Raw genomic sequence first — 18,645 nt, 5'->3', positions numbered from 1 at the left:
ACTTCGCCGGCACCATCGACGCAGTCGGTCCCGGGGGTGTCCGGATTCACCATCGGCCAGGCTGTGGTCGGCATGTCCAACTGGCCGGAGACCAAGGCAGGTACCCAGGTCGAGTTCATCTCCCTGCCCGCGGCCCAGCTGGCTTCGGCACCCACCAAAGTGCCGGCGGCGACAGCTGCCACGCTACCGCTCAACGCTCTGACCGCCCTACAGGCCTTGGACATCCTCGGCCTGGCCGAGGGGGATACGCTCGCGGTCACTGGGGCCGGCGGGGGCGTGGGCGGCTTCGCCGTGGAGCTCGCGCGCGGTCGGGGCCTCGAGGCCGTAGGCCTTGCCTCCGCCCAGGACGGGGAGTTCCTCACCCGGCTCGGCGCCACGTTCGTCCCACGCTCCGAGGACCCGGCCGCCGCCCTCCGCAAGGTGGTGCCCGGTGGCGTAGACGGGCTGCTCGACTGCGCGGCGATCGGCGACCCAGTGATGGCGGCCGTACGCGACAGCGGAGCCTCCGCCGCCGTCAGTCTCTCCGCGGAACACCGCCAAGGCGGCTACGTCCATCTGACGTGGGGTATCCACGACCGGTCTCCGTCCGAGGCCTGGCACTTCGAAGCCACCACCATGCACGCAGCCGGCGAGGAGATGCGGAACCTCGCTACCGAGATCCACGCCTTCCTCACGAGTGTTGCCCAGTAGCCGGAATGCCTGCGGGGCCCGCTCCCGTCATGGCGAGACCAGGCGCTAACGACTTCGGTCCAACCTAGCTGAAGGTGATGAGGCAGACGACCCTGTCCGCACCCCGGGTCCCGTCCTTTACCGTGCGGGCGACCCCATCTCAGGGGACCTTAGCACTCGAACCCGGAAACCCGGCGCTACGGTTCCCGTCTGCATGAGGGGGGGCTGTGCGGCCTGGCTGGTCGGTGTCCTGCCCGGTTTAGGCACATGGCCGCCGTTGCCGGTGGCGCACATCGCTACAGTCGCGGCCGCGCTGAAGGCATGCCCCTGCCCCACTGCACCGCAAACTGCTCGGCTTGGTGACTGTCCCGGACGCTCCGCCAGCTCGGACGGCCAGCGCCCGGCCCGGTCTTCCTGTACTCAGAGGCTAGGCCACGAGGCGGCCCGCCCGGCCGACGTGCGAAGGGACCCAGGCGGGCTCAGTGTCTACGGTCGTATCCCTCCGGAGCTGCCATGCGGCGCCAGTCCGGCCTGCAGGTCGATGTCCACCGATTGGCACCGACCCCTCGTCGCGGATCCTCGGGGCGCTGGACATGGGCAACGACAGACTCCGTACCCCTTTCCTGCTGGCTGCTGTCGCCGGTAGCGGCCTGGTCGATCTGGCGCGACCTGCGCCGGGCCGGCGCCCAGTAAGGAGGCCGTCCATCCTTCCGAGCCCGAGCCGCCGCCCACCGAGTCCGTGAACTCCTCGGCGCAGCAGAGCCGGGCCCTGCCGAACCCGCAGCGCCCGGCGGGGACAAGGGAGCACGGCGCCGAGGTGGACCAGGATACGGAGGACGACGAGCACCCTTCCGACGAGGAGGACGCGCAAGAGCCCGCCGAGGTGCCCGGCATCGATGTGGGCAGCGCGCAGCCCGGCGAGACGAAGAGTCAGAAGGCCGAACGGATCTACCTTGCCCACCAGAAGGCCGGCGTGGAGCTGAAGAAGCCCGACCTCGCGCGGTGGGCCGGCTACAAGCAGGAAGGTTCCGGCCGCACGCAGTATGCAAAGCTCGAGAAGGGCCGTGGCCCGATCGTCGTCCGCGAAGGCGCCGACCAGCTCAACGATTGGCGGCAGCAGAGCAGCACCCCTTCGATGTGACCTGCTGAGAGACAGCACGCAGGGCAACTCGAGGTGTCCCCAGCCTGAGATCCTGTACCGACACGGACAGTGAATTCCGAAGGAGCAGAAGGAACTGTGGCCCAACACGGAATAGCCCGCCTGAAGAGTCTGGTTGGGGCTGCCACCATCGCCCTGGCTCTCTCTGCCTGGGTCCTCGCAGATCCCCGGCCGCTCGCCCGACACTGATGCCAAGCCAGCCGACCCCCACGCTGAGCCGACGGAACACCCCGTCGGCGCGGGTGGCACCCGCTCGCCGCCCAGAGAAGCTGCGGCAACGGCTGCTGACAGCCTCTGACTTAGAGATCGTCTCAACTGGCTTGATTACTAGGCTGACTGCCGTGATGGCGATGGTGGAGCGTCTGGGTACCAGTGGTACCAGACCGGTTGTGGGAGTTGTTTCAGCAGGTGGTACCGGCCCCTCCGGTACGGCCTCAGGGTGGGGGCGACGTAGGTATCGGGACCGACAGGTGCTGGCGGCCATCGTGTTCGTGGCCACGTGTACGTGGCGCCAACTGCCACCGGGCTTCGGCCCGTCCGGGCCGACCGTGCACCGGCGATTCACCGAGTGGAGCCAGGCCCGCGTGTGGGGCAAACTCCATCACCTAGTCCTGGACGAACTCGGCGCCCGAGGCCAGCTGGACTGGTCGTGATGCGCGATCGACTCGGTGAACATGCGGGCGACGAAAGGGGGGATCTGACGGGTCCGAATCCCGTAGATCGCGGCAAGAAGGGATCAAAGATCCACTTGATCACCGAGCGGACCGGTCTGGCCCTCTCCGTCGGGATCTCCGCCGCGAACACCCACGACAGCCAGGGACTGGAACCCCTGGTGCGGGGCATCCCGCCGATCCGCTCCCGGAGCGGACCCGCCGGCGGCGGCCCGCCTCGCTGTCAGATCGTGCGCTAATACTCCAGCCGTAGATCGCTGGTGCGACGTCCGACCGACCGCGCCTACGGGTGCGTGTCTGTGATCGCGATGACCTCGTCGAGGCGGTCCAGGGCAGCCTGCAAGTCGTCGACCTTGGCCTGGATGCGGTCCCGCTCGGCGCGCAGCATGGCTCGTTGCTCGGCGTCGGTGTGCCCGGAGTCCCAGCACGGAAGGAGTTCCGTGATCCTTCGGCTGGTCAGGCCAGCGGCGAACATCTGCTGGAAGAAACGGACCAGGGGGACGGCATCCTGCCGGTAGAGGCGCTGGCCGGATGGGCTGCGCTCCGCGATGAGCAGCCCCTGCTGCTCGTAGTAGCGCACGGCGCGTACCGAGACGCCGGCACCCCGCGCCACCTCGCCGATGCGGATCAGCCGCTCGGCCGCGGCTGTGACGGTCATGGTGTTTCCTCTCATCCCGGCCCTGGTGACCAGCACTTGCCCCTGACGTTAACGTCAGGTTTTAGCGTACCGGGCATGGACATCAACGACTCAGTTGCCCTTGTCACCGGAGCCAACCGCGGCCTGGGCCGCGCCTTCGCCCAGCGCCTGCTCGAACGGGGCGCCCGCAAGGTCTACGCGACGGCTCGCCGGCCCGAGACCGTGGACCTGCCCGGGGCCGACGTGCTGCCCCTCGACATCGCCGATCCCGCATCCGTGAGGGCCGCAGCCGAGGCCGCCCCGGACGTCTCGCTGCTCATCAACAACGCGGGGATCCAGACGGGGACCGACCTGGTGAACGGTTCGCTGGACGCGGTACGGCACGAGCTGGAGACCAACATGTTCGGCCACTTGGGAATGATCCGGGAGTTCGCGCCGGCGCTCGCCAGGAACGGCGGGGGCGCGATCGTCAACGTCCTCTCCGCCATGTCATGGTTCGGGGGCAAGGGCGCCAATGCCTACCACCTGACCAAGGCCGCCGCCTGGGCCATGACCAACGGCGTTCGCCTGGAACTCGCCGAGCAGGGCACGCTCGTGACAGCGGTGCACCTCGGCCTGGCCGACACCGACATGGCCGCGGGCTGGCCCGTGGCCAAGATCGCGCCGTCGGACCTGGCCGACGCGGCGCTCGACGGTGTCGAGGCGGGCTCCGCCGAGGTCCTCGCCGACCAGTGGAGTCGGGACGTCAAGTCCCGGCTGCCGCTGACGCCGGAAGAATTCAACGCCGCGATGAACCGCGCCCTGGCGGCGCTGACGGCGGCATGAGGGGCCCCTCGGGCCGCACTGACTTCGCTCGGTTGCTTCTGAGGTCAGTCAATTAATACTCCATCCGCAGTTGTGGATCTTCATGTTGTGGCCTCGCGTCGGCGGTAGTGGCAGTCACGGGCGCGGGACTGGTGTCGACGACGCCCGGGCCCGGCGCAGGGCGGCGGCCTCGGTAGCCGCGGCCTGGCGGCGGCGCTGGGGCGGGCACGCTTCGATCGGGGCTGGCGCATCGCGGCGGACCGGGAAGACCTGCACCGTATCCGCCCGCCACTTCACTTCTCCAGGATCTGTACCAGCCGGACGGTGTCGGACAGGTACCGCTCGTAGGGGAAGCCGGCCTCGAGCAGGGCGTTGCGCAGTTCGTCGTAGAGCGGTTTCCCGCTTTCGTGGAAGGCTTTGCGGCCGGCGTCGGTGATGCTGACCAGCCGTCGCCGTCCGTGGTCGGGATCGGGGCGGACCTGGACGAGCCCGGCTGCCTCCAGCGGGCGCAGTGCGCGGCTGATCGCCGGGTCGGAGACCGACAGCGCCTGGGCCAGACGGTGCTGAGTCACCGGTTGCAGGTCTTCCAGGGTCCCCAGCAGGCGCATCTGACTGTAACTCAGCCCGGCGGAGCCGTCGTCGCGCTGTCGCGCGGCCTCCCCGAGCAGGAACACCACGCGATGCAGCAAGTCAGCGAGCCCGTCGTCCATGGGCCGAGCGTACCAGAGTCTTGCGGAGTTAATATTAACCATGCAAGACTCTTGGTATGAGTGAGTTCTCCTACGCGGTGCAGTCCGCGTTACCTCTGGTCTGGGTGCTCGTAGCGGCTGTCGGTGCGCTGATCCGCACCCGGCACAGCCCCTCCCGCCGAGCGGCACTGGAAACCTGGCAGCGGTGGTGGGCCGTCGCCGCACTCGGCTGCGGAAGCCTGTGGCTGACGATCGCGTTCGTCACCATCCCGGACGGGATGGCCGCCACGATCGGCTTCAACCGAAGCCCGTTCGAGTTCGAGATCGCCTTCGCCAACCTCGCTCTCGCCGTCATGGGCTTTCGCGCCGCCTCGCCCTCGGCCACGGCCCGTGAGCGCATCACCGTCGGCCTCGGCGCCGGCATGTTCCTCTGGGGCGCAGTGATCGGCCACGTGTACCAGTGGTTCGCCAACGGCAACCACGCTCCGGGCAACGGCGGCGGGGTCCTGGTCTGCGACGTGCTCTTCCCCGCCGTCATGATCATCCTTGCCCGTCGCTCGCAACGTCTGTCCACGTCCGAGCGGCCCGCCACCGCAGCCCACGCCTGAGGGCAGCCGACACAATCCGCCGAGCTGGTTTCACCATGTTCAAGCCCGGTTCCTTCCCGCGTACCCCGAGCTCGGACCGGTCAGTGGCGGTTGCCCCTGTTCGGCGGTTGGAAGAGATGAGCGCGAAGAGCACACGTCAGAATTCACTGCCAAACTGACGCCTTCTCAGGGGTTCATGTCACAGCCTGGCCGTCGACCGTAGTTCGTCAGTGACCGCCCCCGGTCTCCCTTGGGATCGGTCACAGCAGGTGCCGTGTCCGAAGGTCCGCCACGTACTGGGTGATCAGGTTCTGCGTCAGGTGCGGGATGTCGTTGTCCTTGGTGAGGGCGGCTGCCCGTACTGCCGCGCCATCGAAGCCGCCGCCCTACCCAGCACATCGCGGGCACCCGCTACGGCGCCACCAGCCTCACCTACGTCAATGGCTGAGGCCCACACAGCGCCCGGACGGCCGCGCCGAACAGCACTACGCGCCCCGGGATGTGCCCGAACGGTACGCGTCACTGATGATTCTTTGCCGGGAGAGTGACCTGGGCGCGGAAGCCTTCGCAATGCTCGAGCGCATCGTCGTGCCGGCATTCGAGCAGACCGCGCAGGTAGCTGCGTGCGGTATCCAGTTGGGTCAGCTGCGCTTCGATGGCGGCTATCCGGGCGGTGACGGTCTCGCGCCAGCCGGAGGTATCCGGACGCTCGGAAAGGACCGCGGCGATTTCGTCGAGGGACATCTGCCCGGTAGCCCGCCACAGACGGATCAGCGCGATCCGGTAAATCTGATCGGCGTTGTAGTGGCGATGACCGAAGTGCCGGTAGGGCGTGATGAGTCCGCGGCGCTCCCAGTAGTGCAACGTCGAGATGGGCAGATCGAAGTGGTCGGCGACTTGCCGGATCGATGCCAGATCGTTCATCGAACCAGTTGAGCTCAACCCTGGTTGAGCAGGCAAGGTCAGCCTCACCGAACGTCGAAGGCCGCCACCCCTCGAAGGGCTGAGTAGCGCGGCCGCCCACACGGGAAAGGACCGGCATGCCAGTGAACCTTGGTGTCTGCCTTCCGACTTTCGTCGAGCGCGGCGATAAGAACATCGGTGAGATCCCCTCGTTGGCCCGGCATATCGAGCAGGTCGGGCTGGACATGGTGTGGGCAGGCGACCACCTGTGCGCGCACACCCCCTTCCTGGAGAGCGTGGTCGCGCTGAGCGCGGCCGCCGCGGTCACCGAGCGCGTGCGGATCGGCTTCGGGGTCTTGCTGCTGGCGCTGCGGCAGCAGGCCTGGGCGGTCAAACAGCTGTCGTCGTTGCAGTATCTGTCCGGTGGCCGCGTGGTCCTGGGAGTCGGCGCGGGCGTACACCCGCAGGACTGGCCGGTGGGCGGGGTCCCATTCGCCGGGCGGGGCCACCGGACCGAGGAGATGCTACGGGCGCTGCCCGACCTGTTCGCGGGCCGGCCGACGAAGTTGCTGACCGTACCCGGTGAGCCGGTGATGACGCTCGAACCCGCCGTTGCCGCGCCGCCGCTGTGGGTGGGCGGCATGTCCGACCGCGCCTTACGGCGCGCCCTCGACCACGGCGTCGGATGGCTTGCATCGCTGCTCGAACCCGCACAACTGGGCGAGAGAGCTGCCAAACTGACGACGATGGCAGCCGAAGCAGGCGCTCAGACACCCGAGATCGGCACCACGGTGTTCGCCGCACTGAGCACCGACACCGAGCAGAACCGCCAGGAACACCAGCGCCTGATCCGCTACCTGCGCTCGCTGACCGGTGAACAGGGCCTGTCCGAGCAGCAGGCGACCCGCCTTGTGGTCAGCGGACCACCCGAGAAGCTGGCCGAACGACTTGATCAATACCTCCAAGCGGGTGCACACACATTCGTCATCAACCTGTCAGGCAGCAACCTGCGCGGACAGTACGACCTGCTCGCTCGTACCCACGAGCTCCTGCTCAGCTGAGCCCCTGCAAGCGAGACACACACAAATGAACAGACAGATGAGCACCTCGGCGGCGCCCCAGAAGCTGATGTCATCCCGCAGGAAGCTCCGCATCGCCCGGAACCGGGGGCGGGATCTCCTCAGGGCGGGGTCCGGGCTGCTCGCGGAGTCGGTCAAGAGCAGCCAGGACCGGGCATGATGCGTCGGCAGGCACGCTCTTCCACCCGGATCACGGGGCGCCGAGAACTCCATGATCTTCGGACAACGCCTGGATCCGCACTTCACCGAGTGCCGGAGGGTGCTCGGCTGGACGGCGTCCCCAGGCTGAGATCAGCGGTGCGAGTGTCAGGTCGAGTTTGCCCGCGTGGATGGCGGCCAGGTGTGCGTCGATCTCGGCGTCGTCGGCCAGGCCGGCCGCGAGTAGCTCGCCGCGCACGTGCCGGATGGTCGCCGCCTCCAGCCGGTCGCAAGCCAGGCCGCCGACCGGGAAAGAGCCCGCCGCGGCGACATCTACCAAGCCGGCCTGACGCAATGCCCGCGGCAGTGTCCGGCCGTAGCGCAGGTCCGCGCCGCGGCGCGTCAGCAGTTCCCGGACCGCGTCGCGCAGCCGGTTGGCCCGCCGCTGCGCAGGGCCGCTGTCGTCCAGGCATGCCAGTGGCTGCAGAGCGGTATCGGCGTCCTCGACCAGCAGCCAGCCGCCGGGCCGTAGCGCTGCCGCCATCGTGGCCAACGCGCGGGCCCGGTCGGGTACATGGACCAGCACGAGCCGGGCGTGCACCAGGTCGAACGTCCCTGGCTCCGGGGGCGGATCAGCGGCGACGTCGTGCTGGCGCACCTCGTACCCGTCACCTGCTTTCAGCCACGACGGGTCGATGTCCGTGGCCAGCACGTGCCCGGTCGGACCGACGGCCGCCGCGAGCGCCTCCGGGATACCGGGGCCGCCGGCCCCCACTTCCCAGCAGCGCGAGCCGGCCCTGACGCCCAGTCGATCGAAGTGCCCGCGCGTCACACCGTCGAACAGCTCGGCCAGCCAAACGAATCGCTCGCCCGCCTCGGCGCGCGCGTTGTCCAGCAGGTACCCGCGGGCGGGAGCGGACTCTCCGCCGAGCGCGGTAGTCCCGCCTATCGGATCCGGTGGGCCACCGACGTGCGGCGGGCGGGGCGAGGAGGTCATGACTACATGGTCAACCTTCCCGGGCCACCAGCGCCACGACGACGGGAGAGGGATGTCTCACACAGCCGGCGAACCCCGCACTGACAGATCCGTTAGTGATCACTGTGGGAATGGTGTGCTGGCCTGGGGATCCAGCGATCGTTTCAGGATTCTCTGCTGTGGTGTGGTGTGTATCTGAGCTGGGTTTTCCGTGGACGTCCGCAGTCGGGGAGGCTCCGGGGTGCACGTTCAGTGATCGTCTCGGAATGTAGTGATCAGTGTGGGATTCCTTTGTTGTTGCGTGGTCCGGGGTGGATTGGTCGTCTGACAGGTCGTGGCTGAGTGGCGGCGGCAGGGCCAGGCGCGTGGCCTTCCGGGCCGCTGGCAGAGCTGACCGAGCGGTGTCGGCCCGCGAGGAGGGAACTGTTCTTCGATATACCGATGACACGGCTCGCTCCCGGTCTGGAGGCCAGAGGGGCCGGCCGGTGTCCGGGATCGCGCTCGGACCGTTTCCCTGCAGGACGTCGGTGCCCGCTTCTGGTCTCTCTGCCATGACATCAGCACGGTTCACACGGCCGGCCACCGAGCTCCCGGGCGATCCCGCTCGTCTTCACCTCCACTACGCACATGGTCATCCCGCGGTGCCGTACGACTACGAGGACACTCTGGAACCCTGGCATGTCGCGGTCACCTACGGTCTGGCGGGTGAGGAGGAGTGGGAAGAGGAAGAAGGGGGAGGCGGAGGCGGACACACTCCGGCCGCGGGCTCCGAGGTCGGGCACCTCACCTTGTGGAGACTGCGTGACCACACTGGCGGCAATCGGTGGCAGGCGGCGGACGCCGAGTCCGGCGATCTCGAGGTAATCGCTTCCGCCGTCCTTGGCCGAACCGGACACCACGGCTACAGCGCCGCGTTCGAGAAGGTGGTCACTCATCCTGTCGGGGATCTGCTGCTCCTCGACCGCGTCAGCCTCGACAAGGCATGGCGAGGCTTCGGGCTGGGCCCGGTCCTGGCAGCCGAAGCGATCCGCCGCCTATCCGCAGGCTGCTGTGCGGTAGCGGTGTACTCCGCCATGGGTGAGTACCCCGAAGACGGTGAGCAGGTCACCGAGGCCTATCGCCGCCGGGCGAAGAAGAAGATTGCCGCGCTGTGGGAGAGCATCGGCTTCCAGCCGTTCCGCGGTGGTGTGTGGCTTCTGGACACGGCCCTGCGCCGACCCGAGGAGCTCCTCCGGGCCCGCCGTGCCGAGCTGCACGCGCTCAGCGCAGCGTTCCGGCGCCCCGCTTCGCCGGAGAGCGCCCCGGCGGACCACCTTGTCGCCGCAGGAGACAGCGCCGGGGCACCGACGAGTCCGGGCTCGAGCTGACTCGCAGTCGCTGCGGTGAGCGGCTGAACAGGAACACCGAAGTGCCGAGGGGGAGCGGAGAACCATGGGGGAAACAGCCGGTGGGCGAGGACATCCAGGACGCGCTGGACTGGGCACGGCAGCGTCTTAGGGAGATGGCCTTCGCAACGGCGGACGGACTGCGGTGGGCAGCGGCCCAGCACACACGCCACCTCGTCGGCCGTATCCGCGGGAGTGCGGGCCGGATGTCTTAGGCATCGTGCAGGATGGGGGCTTGCCTCCATACCACGGTGCGAGGCAGTTGGGGTCTGCTGCATTCAGGGGGTCGTTCGTGTTCCAGCGTCATCTTCACCGTCACGATGACGTCACTCTGGTGATATCCGCGCTGGGGGACGATCCTCAGTGCCTGCCGGTCTTGATCACACTGGGTGCGGCCCTGCGCCGTGACGTGGCTTCGTCGCTGCGGGAGGTCATCGCGACCGGAGCGTGGCAGAGCGACGTCCGCGTCCGCAGCGCCGCGGCCCACTGGCGTGAGGAACCCCGCTTCCAGGTCTTCCTCGACCACGGGCTCGAGAAGCGCCGCGACCGCGGCCCCAAAAATGAGCACCTGAACACCGCTCTGCTGACGTTCCCCGAGACCCGGGCCGCCCTCTACCGGGTGCACGCGGCAGAATGCCCGCAGCACTGCCGTACACAGACCGGCGCCTTCTCCGTAGACCGGCACATCGACGACTACCGGGAGGCTTTGTTCGGCTGGTACGCCGTCATCCAGCACGCGCACGCCTGTGTGGTGCGGGCAGCGCGGTGGTTCGAGAACGCGGATCTTCCCGACCCCCGGCACCCGCACACGTTCACTGACTGGCTGGCCCACACCGGATCACGGCGCGGCCGACGGGCCGCAGCCGAGACGCCACCAGCCGCTCGCGAGGAGGCAGTGCGGGAGATTCTCCTGATGGTGCATGCCTGGAGCCCCCACACGTTCGAGGCCATCGGCGTGGCTTTCCAAAAGGCAGAGGGGGCACACGCGTCCCATGCCTGGGGTGGTGGCTTCGAACCCGCCGGCCGGCCCGAGGCCCAGGCGGCCGCGGAGGCACTCGCGAGTGTCTTGTCTCCACAGGAACGCCAGCAGGTCCGGGACGTCATCGACGAGATCGAGACCGACGACGAGTACCGCGACATGGACCTTGCGAAGGACAGCACGCTGGCCTGCACCAGTGACCGGCACCGCACCTACGGCGCTGGCCCCGGTGAGCGCGAGGACTGCGCCAAGGCCCGGGACCGCGTGTACGAAGAGGCCTCCCAGCCCTGGAGCGAGGGCGTCGACCGCGAGGCCAACGCTGCCCGGCTGGCCCGGTTCCTGCTCGGCCCCCGTACCGACCGAATCCAGGCCGTCCTCGCCACTGCCCGCGCAGCCGTTGCCCGGGACACCGCCGAGGCCGCGCCGCAGGTCTGGCACGACAACGCTGAAACCTTCCGGGAAGCCCGCGAAGCCGCAGGGCTCGATCTCCACGATGCCGCCGGCCACCTCGGCATCAAGCCCGCTACCCTCCAGCGATTCGAACAGGCAACTGGCAAGCTCCCCGGGCGGCCCGTCTCCCTCGGCTACCTCCAACTCCTCGCCCTGATCTGTGCCCAGGCGGGCCACACCGTCCCCGCCTGCATCCCGCAGGCCATATCCCAGCCGGTGATCTCGCTGCCGGTCACCCTGTAGTACGCCACCGCGCCCACACCCCCTGCTGCCAGTCCACCACCCCCGTGAGGAATTCTCGTGTTCGAAGAGGTACATCACCGGCCCTGCGGGCGCCCCACCAAGTCCGGCGCTCCCTGCCGTGCACAGTTCTCCGGTCCAGGATTCGCGTGCAAACTGCACACCACCGACCACGAAAGAACCCTCGTGGAGGCGTACCGGCAGGGCCTTGAGACCGGCCGGGCGCAGGAAAGAGAGTGGAGACAACGCACAGAGGCCGCACAGGTCGAACACCTTGAGCGTCAGATACGGGCCCTGCGGGAAGAACTCGACGCCAGGAACCGCCGCTTCGAGGTCGACAGTGACCAGGCCGTCACCGTCGACGGCTACGGATACCGCTGGAGGGGCCCCGGCAGACTCGAAGTCGGTGACCGTGTGCTCCTGCCCGAGAACTACGTCAGCGCCCTGCGCCATGGCCCGGGCCCCTTCCCCGGAACCGTGACCGAACTGGGCACCACCTACACCGGGAACCTCAGCACGATCATCTCCCGAGCCCCCGCCGCCTCACGGCAGACTGGCTGAAACCCCAAGGCCAAGGCACCGGCAATCGAAGCGACCAGCGGAGGTCTTCCGTGAAACGCGAGCGCGCCACCACGCTCCTGAACAAGATGTTCGACCGCCTGGAGGAGGGAGGCTGGCCGCTGGACCTCGTCGACGAGATCCTCGTCTTCGGATCCTACGCACGCGGCGCACTGAACCCCTCAGACGTCGACATGGTCGTAGAGCACCGCACGGACGACCGTCTCACCTCCGAATTCCTCCACGCCCTGTCCTACGGCCGTGACCCCTCCGCGTCGATGAAACGCGCCCTCAAGGGCAACAACCGTGGCCTGCAGATCCACTTCGGCGAACGCAAGACCCTCGAAGCGGAAGGCTTCGAACTGACCATGCTGTGGACCCGAGGCGAACCCGTGGCCGCAGCCCGCGCCAGACTCGCTGCCATCACCCCGGATCCCGCAGCAGGCCGCGCACCACGCGACCACATGATCGAGGCCTTCGACGGCATCGACCGCTGGGCCCCGCGCCCGGTCCGCATCGATCTCACCGCCCTGGTCGACCGCAAGGCCGCTACCGTCCAGCAACTCCAGCTGGCCGATGCCCACCCGAGCCACCCCGCAGCCCTTGAGGCACTCGCCCGCTGGAGCGACACCAGCCCGCTGCGCCGCGCCGCGGCAGCTGTCCTTGCCCATCTAGAAGCCAACGCCCGGCCTCTCGACTCCGTCTACCTCCACGGCGATCCGGTCATCGGCAGCCGCTACAGCGACACGGTGTGGCAGACCGGGGTCGGATTCGGCTGGCGTCACTACTGCAGCATCGCCCACCACCTGAAAGAGGGCACCGACTGGTTCGAGGTCATCCGCCCGACCCGCACCCAGCCACTCCACGCCCTCCACATCACCGTCCAGGATCGCTCCGCCCTGCCCTACCCGTGACAGGTGCGCCCCGGTGTGGGGATCAAGCCGGACTCCTGTCCGGGAGCTACGAGCGGGGCCGATGATTGCCGGTCACCGGCCGAGGCGAGGAAGTGGACCCTGCCGGGGCGGACAGCGCGCAGCGGTCGGGCTCTGGCCATCCGGCAGTTCTGGGTGGGAGCGCCGGACCAGCGCGGCCAACTGCGGGCTACGGTTTGTTTCAGGTGCTGAGCTGGGTGGTTGCGGCGTCGATCTCCTTCATGCTGATGTTTTCGGTGCCGGTGCGGATCGCGGTGACGGCGGTGGTGGAGATGAGGTGGGTGAGGGAGATGCAGGTGCCGCGGGGCGGCCGGCCTGTTCGAGCCGTGCCTGGTTCTCCTTGCTGATGCGGGTCAGGTCGCGGGCCAGGATGCGGGCCTGGTGCAGGAGGTGGCTGGCGCCGGTGCCACAGAAGACGAGTGAGATGCCCATCTTGTCGCGCAGGTAGTCGAAGTAGGGCAGCATGCCTGCCAGGTCCTGCGGGGAGGCGCGGTTGATGTCGTCGACGAGTAGCAGGCGGGCCTGTCGTCTCCAGGATGTAGTTGACCGGCAGGGTGAGGTCCGGGTGCCGGCGCATCTCCAGGACTTCGGCCATGCTGTGATTGGGCGGTGTGGTGTCAGTGGGTTGGGTGTCGGCGGGCTTGGGTTTCGGTTAAAGGGGTGTTGGCCTGCTCTTGCCGGGTGCCGATAGCACGGCTTCGTGGCTGTCATGGGGTGAGGAAATGGCTGTCATGGTTTGCGTGTTACGCGTAGCACACCTGATGGACGGCTGACGTGGGGATGCCCGTTCCTGTGTCTGGGGTGGGGTTCCAGCCGCCGGGACGGCATGTCCAGGACGCTTTGACAGAAGCACAGTTGACGGCACAGACGCAGGCGCAGGCACGGGCAGGCTTGTCGTCGGGCAGGCCGGGGGCGCTGCGATGACGAGGGGCCGGGCGCTGTGGGTATCGGCGGGTCGTGCACAATCGGGGTCCGTGCCCAGTTCTGTTGATCCCGACGCCCTGTACCCCGATGTCGTGGCCTGTGGCAGTCTCGCCACTGGACTCCGCTCCCCTCTTCCACGCGACCGTTGCGAGCACCCTGCCGCACCGCGAGCCGCTGCAGATCACCGCATGGTCGCATGAGCGGCGGTGGTCGGTCCGCGGCACGGAGCCGTTCCAGGGCTCGTCCCTCATCGACGGCACGACGCACGACCTGGCGGATGTCGCCAGGTCCGCCCGGGCCTGGCACGACGGAGCGTCTTTGAACGACATCCACCGGGAGGCACCTTTCGTGCACCTGACCGGCCGCTTCGAGGTGCCCGACCATGATCCCGCGACTCTGACGGAATCCGAATGGCGCATGTTGCGCCAGGAGGCGGGCGAGTTGGAGTACGTCTGGCAGGGGTCCTACCAAGCCTTGATCGAGGCGGCGCATGCCGAGCCGGCGCTGCGCGCCCTTTATCCGTTTACGAGCCACTGGGTGCTGCGTTTGTCGACTACCACCCGCCCGCGCCTTAACGTCGTCGGACCGTGCCTGACCGCGAACAGCGATGGCACCTACGGGGTGGGCAGGGGCTTGGCCGGTCAGGATCTCGGCCGGTTCGCCACGGCGAACGAGGCCGTGGCGCTGGCCGTGCGCCAGTTGCCGTCCGGCCTCGGCCCGGTCACGCTCGGCGGATGACCCTGATGTGTGCCAAGTGATCGTTCTTGGTGACGCCTGCCGACCAGGCATGCGCCGCGTCACCACCGAGCACGCCGCAACGGAGGGGGAGGAGGAGTAGCGCCGGGGAAGAACCTCGACTTCGGGAAGTTCGGGGCCCGGGGCATCAGGGGCAGTGACGCGGTTGCCCGCAAGCTTGATGAGCTCGCGGGCGGCATCGCGCCGCCGGTGACTGCCAGGCGCGGCTGGATAGCGCGTCTGCATTACCTGACGAGGTCGGGCAGGAGCCGTCAGGCCGCGCGGGAGGCGGGGCTGGCGGTCACTGACCGGACGCTGAAGGCGTGGCTGGAGGGCAAGAGAGTGCCGTCGAAGGCGCACCTGGCCCGGATCGACACGGCGTACCGGGTGGTGCGCCGGCAGAACGTCGCCCGTCACCTCCTCAAACGCCTGAACCGGGACGGTCGTGGCACGCGGGTGAAGATCCAAGATCCAAGATCCACCCCCTCAACCAGTCCCAGGTTCCCCGCCCGCTTCAGCCCGTCGTGGAGTACCGGGCGATGAACGTCCGCCGCTGGGACAGGATCTTCGGTTCCTGGGCGGCCGGCGACGACCAGGGCCTCGACGCGGTCTGGGATGACACGATCGTCGACCTGGGCTCGCAGTGGGGCCAGTACAAGTACGTCGCGAACGTTGGCTTCGCCGCGTAGAAGACCGGCCCGCGGCAGGAGGTGGTCGGTGGCGTTGGCTGCGCTGGCGAAACGCCAACGCCCGCCACCCCCGGCGTACTCGCCGCACAACGCCGGGAATGTGACCGTATCCGCAGCGAGATAGACATCCGCTGGGGTGGTCGTGCCAGATGCCCGGCGGAGTGAGAATCGAGTGGGCGCCCGCGTCGCTGCACGCGGAGCCGCCAACGGTAGAGACCACTCCCGCAACACCGGCCGCGAGGAGCTCTTCATGGACTATCAGGACGTCGACGCCGCCCTGGCAGAGATGCTGCGGGTGCTTGGCCCCCATACCGCCGGGGACTGGACGGTGCCGGCGGGGCTGCTCGAATGGACCTGCTGGCAGACAGCAGCCCACATCGGCCACGACCTGCTGGCCTACGCAGGACAGCTGGCAGCACAGCCCGCCGACGCCTACCTTCCCATCGACCTGAACGTTCGCCCCACTGCGTCACCGGCCGAAGTACTCCAGGCCGTCACCGCCTGCGGCAGACTGCTCAGCAGCGCCCTGGCCACAGCCAGCCCGGCCCTGAGGGCCTGGCACTGGGGCCCGTGCGACCCTGAAGGGTTCGCGGCGATGGGCGTCGCCGAAACCCTGCTCCACACCTACGACATCACGCAGGGACTGTCTGTGGACTGGCTGCCTCCAGCACCGCTGTGCGCAGCAGTACTCGACCGGCTCTTCCTCGCCGCCCCGTCCGGAGACCCCACTCAGGTACTCCTGTGGTGCACCGGCCGCGGAGAACTCGACGGTCTCCCTCGCCAAAGCTCATGGAGGTGGGAAGCAGCACGATCTAACTGATCGACCTGACCCCGGCGAAGACCAGCCGACCGGGGCGGGGCATACGGCACGGGCCCGGTCCTCCGACGGCGCGGAAGTCCGGGCCCGTCCTGTGGGCAGCCTGGGTCTTCGGGCGCTGCTGATGACAGTGCGGGGCTTGCTCTGCGCTGGTGTGTCCGGGCTGTCTCGATCAGGTGAGGGCTGGTGCCAGCACGGCCCGGAGCGCGATGAACAGCGTCATGGCGCTAGAACACCAGGCTGCCGCGTCCGAGGGCGTCGGTGAACCGACGCTCCGCCCGCGAAGGGCGACTCTGTAGAGGACTGGCACACCGCCGTCCGCTGCTGGCACCTTGACATCCTTGCCTGAAGACGAAAGAGGCCGCATGCACACCGAGCCCGAATCCGTCGCCCCGGTTCACCCGCCCTCCGCCCTGCCCGTGTCTTCTGCGGCGCCTGAGGGGGACGTGCTGCCGGAACTCGACTCCATCCGCGCCGGCCTGGCCGGATGGGCGGCTTCTCACGGCCTGCGCCTGCTGCGGGCGGTCCTCACAGGCCACTACGCCGTGTGTGAGATCAGCCCCGTGGCCATGTCAGCTGAGGACTTCCTCGCCTTGGCCGCACACGTGAACGCGCCCTTCGTCTACTACAACGATGACCTCTTCGACGCCGCCCAGTTCGGCCCCGAGGAGGAGACGCTCGCTCTCATGGACGTCCGCGACCGGAAGAAGGTAACGGCACTCCAGGGCCGGGCCCGCGAACAGCACGGTCGGTGCCGGACACTCGTCCTGCAGTTCGCGGCCGGCGCGGTCGTGCACAGCTGGCACGCCGACGCGCTGTGGTGGCAGGAACTGGCCGGCGAACTGGACGAGGTCGAGGAGAACCCCCACGAGGAAGAACAGGAAGCCCGGGAGGAAGACCCGCCCTCCACCCCCGAGGAGATCGACCGGATCGCCCGCCACCTCGAAGAGCTCCCGGCCTTCCGCGAGGCGACGAAGAGGGCCGAGCGTGAACGGATCCTGCTGCGCGAGTTCCCGGAACTGCGCTCACGGCGGTACAACGGGCTGAGCCGGCTGGGGTACGACGCCGGCGAAGAGGCCACGGCCCGGGTCGCCGAGGCAGCAAAGCATATGTACGACGGATTCACCGCCAACCTGCCGGACCTGGCCCAGGAAGCTGCTGACCAAGGTGTCCTTGCCCAGGCGACGACTGCGGCAGCCCGTCGCGCCGCGTTGCGGGCCTTCGCCAAGGAGCGCTCCGGCGGCTACCCGCCGAGTAAGGACTTCGTCGAGCTCCTCTACAGCGAACCGGCACTGAAGAAGCCCCGATAGCTTTGGCACCGGCAGCTGAACCGGAAGAGCAGAAGCCCTGCGGCACCACCCGGACTACGACAGGGCGTAACGGGACGGACCGGATACTCCCCAAGACTCTCCCTGCAGCCGGTCCGGCTGCGGGGAGCCTCCGGCGGGTTATGCCAGGTCGGCGGGGAGGCCGGGGATGTAGCGGTCGGTCTTGTCCACCAGAACCTGGCGGACTGCCGGGACAGGCTGGTCGGGTGGGTCGTTGACCGCGCAGATCACCTGCTGCACGTGCCCTTGGTTATCGGGCCGGATCGCGCAGTCGACGAGAACGTGCAGCAGCGTCTCGCAGGCTTCCAGGTCATGCCCGTGGGTGCCGAGGCCGCTCAGTGGGGAATCGATCATGAGGAAGCCCGGCAGCCGGACGGCCGGGACCTCGCACATCAGGTCCCGCAGCGCGAGCATGGCGTTGATGCTGACTCTGACGAGAACCGCGCCGGCCACGGCCTGGTCTTCGAAGGAGCGGCCGTTGACCAGGGGAGAGAAGTCCTCGGCGTCGACGGAGGCACTGCGCACCTGCGCGTCGGTGGCCTTCATGCGCTTCTTGAAGAAGAGCGACCACCGCGTCACCAGGGCCTTGACGTGGTCACTCACGTCCTCCTCCGCCCTCTTGAACTCCTCCTGCGCGGTGTTCTTCGCCACCTCCAGACGATCGCGGTCACGCTCCAGGTTACGCAGGACGTCGACTTCCCTGAGGTGCTCCGCGAGCTCCTCGAGCCGCGCCGCCGGCTCACGTGCTGCCGCCTCGAGCCCCCGTACCGCCTCCCGCTGTGGCTCGACAGCATCCCTGACGAACTCCGCAGCACGCGCGTATGCCTCACGCACCGCCTGGTCGGCCTGCAGCGCCTTCAGCCGCGCGGCCGCAGCCGCGGCGTCCGCCCGTCCCCGGGCCGCCCGGGGACGGTCCCGCTGCCCGCGGGCCTGCCGCACACGCTCCTCGTCCTGCCGGCTGCGCTGCGCCCGGCCGGGGGGCTGGTTCTGGTGGTTTCGTAGGCGTCGCCGCGCCCTGGCGTCTGCGTTTCGAAGGCATTTCAGTGGCCTTGCTTTTGTTTGCTGGGTTCCAGGTGGTGTAGGGACTTGTCGGCGGGTGGTTGGGTGGTGTGGTGCCGGGACCGGTTTGCAGAGGACCGTTGATGTGTTTTCCCGCCGCCGGGATCCGCCGGGATCCGCGCGGCGTGGCCAGCGAGGGCGGCTCGGGTGGGAAAGGCCGGCGCGCGCCTGCTCGACGGGCTCGGCATGCACACGGGCGGCGTTCCCGCCGCACTGGGCTGGCAGCCGACGGTTTTC

19 protein-coding genes and 2 pseudogenes are annotated in these 18,645 nt (G+C 68.6%); 15 read left to right on the top strand and 6 right to left on the bottom strand.

Going from position 1 to position 18,645, the window contains the following annotated elements:
* Positions 1-36 precede the first annotated feature (36 nt).
* The 3 genes and pseudogenes from FGW37_RS00105 to FGW37_RS00095 form a co-directional block, all read left to right on the top strand.
* A complete protein-coding gene (locus FGW37_RS00105) occupies positions 37-690 on the top strand; it encodes a DUF6228 family protein (protein ID WP_179079139.1) in 654 nt (217 codons plus the stop codon).
* Positions 691-1,486: 796 nt separating this feature from the next.
* Complete coding sequence (locus FGW37_RS00100; RefSeq protein ID WP_179079138.1) at positions 1,487-1,810, top strand: hypothetical protein; 324 nt, start codon at positions 1,487-1,489, stop codon at positions 1,808-1,810.
* Positions 1,811-2,200: 390 nt separating this feature from the next.
* Positions 2,201-2,722: pseudogene (locus tag FGW37_RS00095) on the top strand (IS5 family transposase); the annotation flags it as partial.
* A 60-nt stretch (positions 2,723-2,782) separates the two neighbouring features.
* Here the strand turns inward: FGW37_RS00095 and FGW37_RS00090 are convergent.
* Complete coding sequence (locus FGW37_RS00090) at positions 2,783-3,157, bottom strand: MerR family DNA-binding transcriptional regulator (protein WP_179079137.1); 375 nt, start codon at positions 3,155-3,157, stop codon at positions 2,783-2,785.
* Positions 3,158-3,232: 75 nt separating this feature from the next.
* Between FGW37_RS00090 and FGW37_RS00085 the strand changes: the two genes are divergently transcribed.
* The gene (locus FGW37_RS00085; RefSeq protein WP_179079136.1) at positions 3,233-3,961 is read left to right on the top strand and encodes an SDR family oxidoreductase; all 729 of its coding nucleotides are present in this window, start codon (positions 3,233-3,235) and stop codon (positions 3,959-3,961) included.
* A gap of 272 nt (positions 3,962-4,233) precedes the next feature.
* Here FGW37_RS00085 and FGW37_RS00080 read toward each other — a convergent pair whose 3' ends face one another.
* On the bottom strand, positions 4,234-4,650 hold the full coding sequence (locus tag FGW37_RS00080) for a MarR family winged helix-turn-helix transcriptional regulator (protein ID WP_179079135.1): 417 nt from the start codon (positions 4,648-4,650) through the stop codon (positions 4,234-4,236).
* 56 nt (positions 4,651-4,706) lie between these two features.
* On the opposite strand from FGW37_RS00080, the gene FGW37_RS00075 reads away from it, so the two are divergent.
* Positions 4,707-5,237: a DUF6790 family protein gene (locus FGW37_RS00075; protein ID WP_179079134.1), complete on the top strand. Its 531-nt coding sequence runs from the start codon at positions 4,707-4,709 to the stop codon at positions 5,235-5,237.
* A 498-nt stretch (positions 5,238-5,735) separates the two neighbouring features.
* Here the strand turns inward: FGW37_RS00075 and FGW37_RS00070 are convergent, their stop codons facing one another.
* Positions 5,736-6,140, bottom strand: coding sequence for a helix-turn-helix domain-containing protein (locus FGW37_RS00070; protein WP_179079133.1), 405 nt, complete (start codon positions 6,138-6,140; stop codon positions 5,736-5,738).
* A gap of 116 nt (positions 6,141-6,256) precedes the next feature.
* Here FGW37_RS00070 and FGW37_RS00065 point away from each other — a divergent pair, with 116 nt between their 5' ends.
* Both FGW37_RS00065 and FGW37_RS00060 read left to right on the top strand, forming a co-directional pair.
* Positions 6,257-7,180, top strand: coding sequence for an LLM class flavin-dependent oxidoreductase (locus tag FGW37_RS00065; RefSeq protein ID WP_179079132.1), 924 nt, complete (start codon positions 6,257-6,259; stop codon positions 7,178-7,180).
* 37 nt (positions 7,181-7,217) lie between these two features.
* Positions 7,218-7,358 (top strand): hypothetical protein, encoded by a 141-nt coding sequence (locus FGW37_RS00060; RefSeq protein ID WP_179079131.1) that lies wholly within the window; start codon positions 7,218-7,220, stop codon positions 7,356-7,358.
* 30 nt (positions 7,359-7,388) lie between these two features.
* Here FGW37_RS00060 and FGW37_RS00055 read toward each other — a convergent pair whose 3' ends face one another.
* A complete protein-coding gene (locus FGW37_RS00055) occupies positions 7,389-8,333 on the bottom strand; it encodes a methyltransferase domain-containing protein (RefSeq protein WP_179079130.1) in 945 nt (314 codons plus the stop codon).
* Between the two features lie 464 nt (positions 8,334-8,797).
* Between FGW37_RS00055 and FGW37_RS00050 the strand changes: the two genes are divergently transcribed.
* The 4 genes from FGW37_RS00050 to FGW37_RS00035 all read left to right on the top strand — a co-directional run bounded on the left by FGW37_RS00050 (position 8,798) and on the right by FGW37_RS00035 (position 12,838).
* Positions 8,798-9,679: a hypothetical protein gene (locus FGW37_RS00050; RefSeq protein WP_179079129.1), complete on the top strand. Its 882-nt coding sequence runs from the start codon at positions 8,798-8,800 to the stop codon at positions 9,677-9,679.
* A gap of 394 nt (positions 9,680-10,073) precedes the next feature.
* On the top strand, positions 10,074-11,369 hold the full coding sequence (locus FGW37_RS00045; protein ID WP_246430176.1) for a helix-turn-helix domain-containing protein: 1,296 nt from the start codon (positions 10,074-10,076) through the stop codon (positions 11,367-11,369).
* 57 nt (positions 11,370-11,426) lie between these two features.
* Positions 11,427-11,927, top strand: a complete 501-nt coding sequence (locus FGW37_RS00040; RefSeq protein WP_179079127.1) for a hypothetical protein — start codon at positions 11,427-11,429, stop codon at positions 11,925-11,927.
* Between the two features lie 50 nt (positions 11,928-11,977).
* Positions 11,978-12,838 (top strand): nucleotidyltransferase domain-containing protein, encoded by an 861-nt coding sequence (locus FGW37_RS00035; RefSeq protein WP_179079126.1) that lies wholly within the window; start codon positions 11,978-11,980, stop codon positions 12,836-12,838.
* Between the two features lie 237 nt (positions 12,839-13,075).
* Here the strand turns inward: FGW37_RS00035 and FGW37_RS33030 are convergent, their stop codons facing one another.
* Positions 13,076-13,321: a hypothetical protein gene (locus tag FGW37_RS33030; RefSeq protein WP_246430175.1), complete on the bottom strand. Its 246-nt coding sequence runs from the start codon at positions 13,319-13,321 to the stop codon at positions 13,076-13,078.
* Between the two features lie 558 nt (positions 13,322-13,879).
* Here FGW37_RS33030 and FGW37_RS00025 point away from each other — a divergent pair.
* The 4 genes and pseudogenes from FGW37_RS00025 to FGW37_RS00010 all read left to right on the top strand — a co-directional run bounded on the left by FGW37_RS00025 (position 13,880) and on the right by FGW37_RS00010 (position 17,331).
* Complete coding sequence (locus FGW37_RS00025) at positions 13,880-14,518, top strand: DUF6193 family natural product biosynthesis protein (protein ID WP_246430174.1); 639 nt, start codon at positions 13,880-13,882, stop codon at positions 14,516-14,518.
* A 144-nt stretch (positions 14,519-14,662) separates the two neighbouring features.
* Positions 14,663-15,204 (top strand): annotated as a pseudogene (locus FGW37_RS00020) (transcriptional regulator).
* A gap of 250 nt (positions 15,205-15,454) precedes the next feature.
* Complete coding sequence (locus FGW37_RS00015) at positions 15,455-16,024, top strand: maleylpyruvate isomerase N-terminal domain-containing protein (protein ID WP_179079125.1); 570 nt, start codon at positions 15,455-15,457, stop codon at positions 16,022-16,024.
* A gap of 362 nt (positions 16,025-16,386) precedes the next feature.
* Positions 16,387-17,331 (top strand): hypothetical protein, encoded by a 945-nt coding sequence (locus tag FGW37_RS00010; RefSeq protein ID WP_179079124.1) that lies wholly within the window; start codon positions 16,387-16,389, stop codon positions 17,329-17,331.
* Between the two features lie 138 nt (positions 17,332-17,469).
* Here FGW37_RS00010 and FGW37_RS00005 read toward each other — a convergent pair whose 3' ends face one another.
* Positions 17,470-18,288: a hypothetical protein gene (locus tag FGW37_RS00005; RefSeq protein WP_179079123.1), complete on the bottom strand. Its 819-nt coding sequence runs from the start codon at positions 18,286-18,288 to the stop codon at positions 17,470-17,472.
* Positions 18,289-18,645: the final 357 nt, after the last annotated feature.

The sequence above is a fragment of the Streptomyces rectiverticillatus genome, assembly GCF_013394065.1.
GTDB classification, from domain to species: domain Bacteria; phylum Actinomycetota; class Actinomycetes; order Streptomycetales; family Streptomycetaceae; genus Streptomyces; species Streptomyces rectiverticillatus.
The sequence above is the reverse complement of the archived record's forward strand: the minus strand, read 5'-3'. Positions and strand labels throughout refer to the sequence as shown.

Coding starts and splice junctions, on each gene's coding strand:
- FGW37_RS00090 (WP_179079137.1), bottom strand. CDS start 3,157: ATGACCGTCACAGCCGCGGCCGAGCGGCTGATCCGCATCGGCGAGGTG.
- FGW37_RS00065 (WP_179079132.1), top strand. CDS start 6,257: ATGCCAGTGAACCTTGGTGTCTGCCTTCCGACTTTCGTCGAGCGCGGC.
- FGW37_RS00015 (WP_179079125.1), top strand. CDS start 15,455: ATGGACTATCAGGACGTCGACGCCGCCCTGGCAGAGATGCTGCGGGTG.
- FGW37_RS00060 (WP_179079131.1), top strand. CDS start 7,218: ATGAGCACCTCGGCGGCGCCCCAGAAGCTGATGTCATCCCGCAGGAAG.
- FGW37_RS00010 (WP_179079124.1), top strand. CDS start 16,387: ATGCACACCGAGCCCGAATCCGTCGCCCCGGTTCACCCGCCCTCCGCC.
- FGW37_RS00070 (WP_179079133.1), bottom strand. CDS start 6,140: ATGAACGATCTGGCATCGATCCGGCAAGTCGCCGACCACTTCGATCTG.
- FGW37_RS00080 (WP_179079135.1), bottom strand. CDS start 4,650: ATGGACGACGGGCTCGCTGACTTGCTGCATCGCGTGGTGTTCCTGCTC.
- FGW37_RS00085 (WP_179079136.1), top strand. CDS start 3,233: ATGGACATCAACGACTCAGTTGCCCTTGTCACCGGAGCCAACCGCGGC.
- FGW37_RS00055 (WP_179079130.1), bottom strand. CDS start 8,333: ATGACCTCCTCGCCCCGCCCGCCGCACGTCGGTGGCCCACCGGATCCG.
- FGW37_RS33030 (WP_246430175.1), bottom strand. CDS start 13,321: ATGCTGCCCTACTTCGACTACCTGCGCGACAAGATGGGCATCTCACTC.
- FGW37_RS00075 (WP_179079134.1), top strand. CDS start 4,707: ATGAGTGAGTTCTCCTACGCGGTGCAGTCCGCGTTACCTCTGGTCTGG.